Annotated in this window: 4 protein-coding genes and 1 pseudogene; all 5 read left to right on the top strand. The window is 33.1% G+C overall.

What is annotated here, in order from left to right; translation table 11 throughout:
* A partial coding sequence (locus tag KA900_RS10590) for a replication initiation factor domain-containing protein (protein WP_210139587.1) occupies positions 1 to 681 on the top strand: 681 nt, incomplete at its 5' end.
* 308 nt (positions 682 to 989) lie between these two features.
* Complete coding sequence (locus tag KA900_RS10595; RefSeq protein WP_204170635.1) at positions 990 to 1388, top strand: plasmid mobilization protein; 399 nt, start codon at positions 990 to 992, stop codon at positions 1386 to 1388.
* A complete protein-coding gene (locus KA900_RS10600) occupies positions 1370 to 2311 on the top strand; it encodes a relaxase/mobilization nuclease domain-containing protein (RefSeq protein WP_204170637.1) in 942 nt (313 codons plus the stop codon). The genes KA900_RS10595 and KA900_RS10600 overlap by 19 nt, the downstream gene beginning before the upstream one ends.
* Positions 2289 to 2729 carry a DUF334 domain-containing protein gene (locus KA900_RS10605; protein ID WP_194378120.1) on the top strand — a complete coding sequence of 147 codons (441 nt, stop codon included), beginning with the start codon at positions 2289 to 2291 and terminating at the stop codon, positions 2727 to 2729. The genes KA900_RS10600 and KA900_RS10605 overlap by 23 nt, the downstream gene beginning before the upstream one ends.
* A gap of 593 nt (positions 2730 to 3322) precedes the next feature.
* A pseudogene (locus tag KA900_RS10610) lies at positions 3323 to 3577 on the top strand (replication initiation factor domain-containing protein); the annotation flags it as partial.

The raw sequence follows: 3577 nt of genomic DNA on the forward strand, positions 1-3577 counted from the left end.
GAAAAAGTTTATATCGAATATGACAAAGTAAAAGCAGATACTTGGGATAGACGTAATATGCGTGTCGAATTTAATCCAAATAAACTTACACATGAAGAAATGATTTGGTTAAAACAAAATATTATCGACTACATGGAAGATGACGGTTTTACGAGATTAGATTTAGCTTTTGATTTTGAAGATGATTTGAGCGATTACTATGCTATGTCAGATAAAGCGTTGAAAAAAACCGTTTTTTACGGAACAAGTGGCATTGCAGAAACAAAGTACTTTGGTTCTCGTGATAGTGATAGATTTATCAGAATTTATAACAAGAAAAAAGAGCGTAAAGATAATGCAGATGTTGAAGTTATGTCTGAACATTTATGGCGTGTAGAAATTGAACTAAAACGAAATATGGTTGATATGTGGAATGGGTGTTTTGACGATTTGCATATATTAAAACCTGATTATACAACAATCGAAAAAGCTACAGAACGCCACACAATTATGGCGTTGTTGTTTGATGAGAATGAGTGGGGAAAATTAGAACGTAGAAGAAAATACAAAATGCGTAAACTTATGACTGAAATATCTCCAATTGATTTAACGGAATTAATGAAATCGACTTTAAAAGCGAACGAAAAACAATTGCAAAAGCAGATTGATTTTTGGCAGCGTGAATTTAGATTTTGGAAGTGAATTAAATTTTATACACGTAAGTGATCATAAAATTTATGAACGTATAGCAACCACATTTTTGGTTGCTTTTGTTTTGATTTTGAATTTGGTTTTGAACTATGAGTGGCTAACATTTTGCCACTCATTTTTTGCGTAAGCAAAAACATAAAGGGTATGGGATATAATCCCATCAAGTACGGCGTGCTAGAACGAAGTGGATAGCAAAGCCAGTGCTTGCCAAACCACAATATTACTTGATATTTTGTTGATTATCATATAATCTACAAACATAGAGAGTAATAAATTTCGAAGAAACGTGGTGGGATTAAATGAGTGAACATGATAATAATTTGGCTAGCGATTTGTCTGTTGGGGGAAACCATCAACCCAACCGCAAAGAGCCAAAACAAATTAGTTTCAGAGTGAACGAAGGCGAATATGAAAAGTTAAGGTCATCTGCCGAAACTTTGAATATGAGTGTGCCGAATTTCGTTAAGAAAAAGGCACAAGGCAGTCGATTGGTAGCGCCTAAATTAGATAAAGAGACGCGACAATTGATTGTTAAAGATTTAGGCAGTATGGGGGCAAATGTAAATCAGATTGCGAAATGGTTTAATCAACATAAAGAACAAGCAGTGAATTTACCTGAACAAAAATATGATGATTTAATTAAGCAATTTGATGACTTTAAAAAGGAGTTGCATGAGATATGGCAACAGCTAAAATAAGCTCAACAAAATCAACATCAAGAGCTATTAATTACGCAGAGAAACGTGCAGAAGAAAAAAGCGCTTTGAATTGTGATATAGATTATGCGAAAAGCAGTTTTAAAGCAACACGTGAAATGTATGGCAAAACAGATGGCAACGAAGGGCATGTAGTTATTCAGTCTTTTAAGCCTAACGAAGTAACGCCAGAACAATGTAATCAATTAGGTTTAGAGTTAGCCGAAAAGATAGCACCTAATCATCAAGTTGCCGTATATACGCATAACGACACAGACCATGTTCATAATCATATTGTGATTAATTCAATTGATTTAGAAACTGGCAAGAAATTTAATAATAATAAAAAAGCACTACATGATATTCGACAAGCGAATGATGAAATATGTATTTCACATAATCTATCAATTCCCGACAGACAGGCACAAATTCGGTACACACAGGCAGAACAAAACATCATAGATAAATCAGATAATGATAAAGCTTCATGGAAAAATCAAGTAAGAATGGCGATTGAAGAAACGAAAGAACAATCAACAGACTTTGATGATTTTAAGAAACGTTTAGAAACCAAAGGGGTTGAAGTTGCTCGCGTAACGAATAAAACAATCACGTATTTGCACATAGAAGAAAATAAAAAAGTACGTGGGAATAAGTTAGGCGAAGATTATGAGAAGGGAGAGATAGTGAATGCCATTAACAAACAGAAACAATCCCAAGAACAACCAGTCAGAAAACCAAATGTCGACTTCGCAGAATTTGAACGAAGAAACAAAGAAAAACGAAATCAACGAGAACTTGATAAAGCAAAACAAACTCATAGCCGAGAGAATGAACATGCTAGAAGAGAACAACGAGAACAGAAACAAGAAGATAGACCAACTCATAAAACAAACCGAGAACGTGGCAGAGGCTTATCACTCTAGCTTAGAAAATAATAATCAAAAGTTTGTAGATATATTAAACAAAAAATTAAGTGAAGTTGATAAAGACAATGTGTTAGAAACAATCACAAAAGAAACGGAACAAGCACATCAAAAAAATAAGCAAATGTTAGAAGAAACACAGGAATTACAGAATAAATTAAGAAAGCAATTCAAGTGGTTTAAATCAGGGATAATAGCCTTGTTTGTCGCATTTTTAGCTTTTGCTATTTTAAGTACTTTATTGGACGGTGCTTTTGATGCTTTTGGTATTATACAAGCGTACGATAATCTAAATCACACGATAAAGCACTCAGAGACTATATGGGGCAATTTATGGTATATAGCTTATTTAATACCATATGTATTACTTGCTGGCTTTGTATATAGCTTATATTGGCTTGCAAGTAGAATTATATAGTTTTATACCTAAAAAATGCTAAATGCTTTAAATACCCCCTTAAATTGCAAAATAAGACTATTTGAGATAGGACACGTATTTATGCCGAGAAAACTTATTGGTTGGAATGGGCTATGTGTTAGCTAACTTGTTAGCGAGTTGGTTGGACTTGAATTGGGATTAATCCCAAGAAAGTACCAACTCAACAACACATAAAGCCCTGTAGGTTCCGACCAATAAGGAAATTGGAATAAAGCAATAAAAGGAGTTGAAGAAATGAAATTCAGAGAAGCCTTTGAGAATTTTATAACAAGTAAGTATGTACTTGGTGTTTTAGTAGTTTTAACTGTTTACCAGATAATACAAATGCTTAAATAAAAAAAGACCTGATCTAATTAGACCAAGTCTTTTGATAGTGTTATATTAATAAACAAATAAAAAGAAGTCGCTCACTCCCCGTCCAAAGTTTGTGAATGCGACTTACCTAAATAAAATATAAAGAGTTATGTTTTATTATTTTTTGTATATCTAGATATTAAACGATATAGGTTTATTCTTCAAGATATATATTTGGGTGAGCGACTTCTTAAATTAAATTAAGGAGTCGATTTTTTATGAGTAAAGAAAATACTTCAAATGACTTACGAAATAAGGACTTAGACAATTTTTCTAAAACCGGCCTCTCTAATAGCCGGTTAGGTGTACATATTGATGACACCCCCCACCCAAAATTAAGTTTTGATGCGATGACAATCGTTGGGAATTTGAACAAAAATAATGCTAAAAAGCTATCTGAATTTATGAGTGTAGAGCCACAAATACGACTTTGGGATATGCTTCAAACAAAACAAGAAAAAGTTTATATCGAA

This window comes from Staphylococcus sp. GDY8P120P (assembly GCF_017892065.1).
GTDB lineage: Bacteria > Bacillota > Bacilli > Staphylococcales > Staphylococcaceae > Staphylococcus > Staphylococcus nepalensis.

Excerpts from the sequence above, each read along its gene's own strand:
- KA900_RS10600 (WP_204170637.1), top strand. The coding sequence starts at position 1,370 with ATGGCAACAGCTAAAATAAGCTCAACAAAATCAACATCAAGAGCTATT.
- KA900_RS10595 (WP_204170635.1), top strand. The coding sequence starts at position 990 with ATGAGTGAACATGATAATAATTTGGCTAGCGATTTGTCTGTTGGGGGA.